We start from the raw sequence: 768 nt of genomic DNA on the forward strand, positions 1-768 counted from the left end.
CGCGGGGATGGGTTTAGGGGCAGTATTCACACCAACAGGTTTTGGTACATTGCTTGCCGAAGGAAAAGAAACCCGTCAGATCGACGGAAAAGACTATGTGCTTGAGTATCCAATCAAAGCTGATTTTGCTTTGATCAAAGCCCATCAAGGCGATCGTTGGGGCAATCTGGTATACCGCAAATCTGCACGAAACTTTGGTCCAATTATGGCGATGGCTGCGGATGTGACCATTGCACAGGTTTCTGAAATCGCAGAACTCGGTCAACTTGATCCTGAACATATCATTACACCCGGGATTTTTGTACAGCATGTGGTTGCTGTCAATGCGGCACAGGGAGAAGCACAATGAGTTACCAAAAACTAAGCCGTGACCAAATTGCAGAACGTGTTGCACAAGACATTCCCGATGGTGCTTATGTGAATTTAGGTATTGGTTTACCGACCAAAATCTCAAAATACTTACCTTCAGACAAAGATGTATTCCTACATTCTGAAAATGGTTTGTTGGCGTTTGGTCCACCCCCTGCCAAAGGCGAAGAAGATCCTGAACTGATTAATGCAGGCAAAGAATTCGTTACCATGCTCACAGGCGGAAGCTTTTTTCATCACGGCGATTCTTTTGCCATGATGCGTGGTGGGCACTTGGATATTGCAGTATTGGGTGCATTCCAAATTGCTGAAAATGGTGATCTTGCCAACTGGCATACAGGCGCACCTGATGCGATTCCTGCGGTGGGTGGTGCGATGGATTTGGCAGTCGGTGCCAAA

General features: G+C 46.7%; 2 protein-coding genes. Both read left to right on the plus strand.

The window, feature by feature from the left end; genetic code table 11:
- Window positions 1-349, plus strand: a 349-nt coding sequence (locus tag AC1Z3T_RS21155) for a 3-oxoacid CoA-transferase subunit A (RefSeq protein ID WP_483396991.1), incomplete at its 5' end; no start/stop codon positions are given.
- Window positions 346-768: CoA-transferase (locus AC1Z3T_RS21160; RefSeq protein WP_483396992.1), on the plus strand; the 423-nt coding region annotated here is incomplete at its 3' end. The genes AC1Z3T_RS21155 and AC1Z3T_RS21160, both read left to right, overlap by 4 nt.

It is taken from the genome of Acinetobacter sp. B-6, assembly GCF_056930735.1.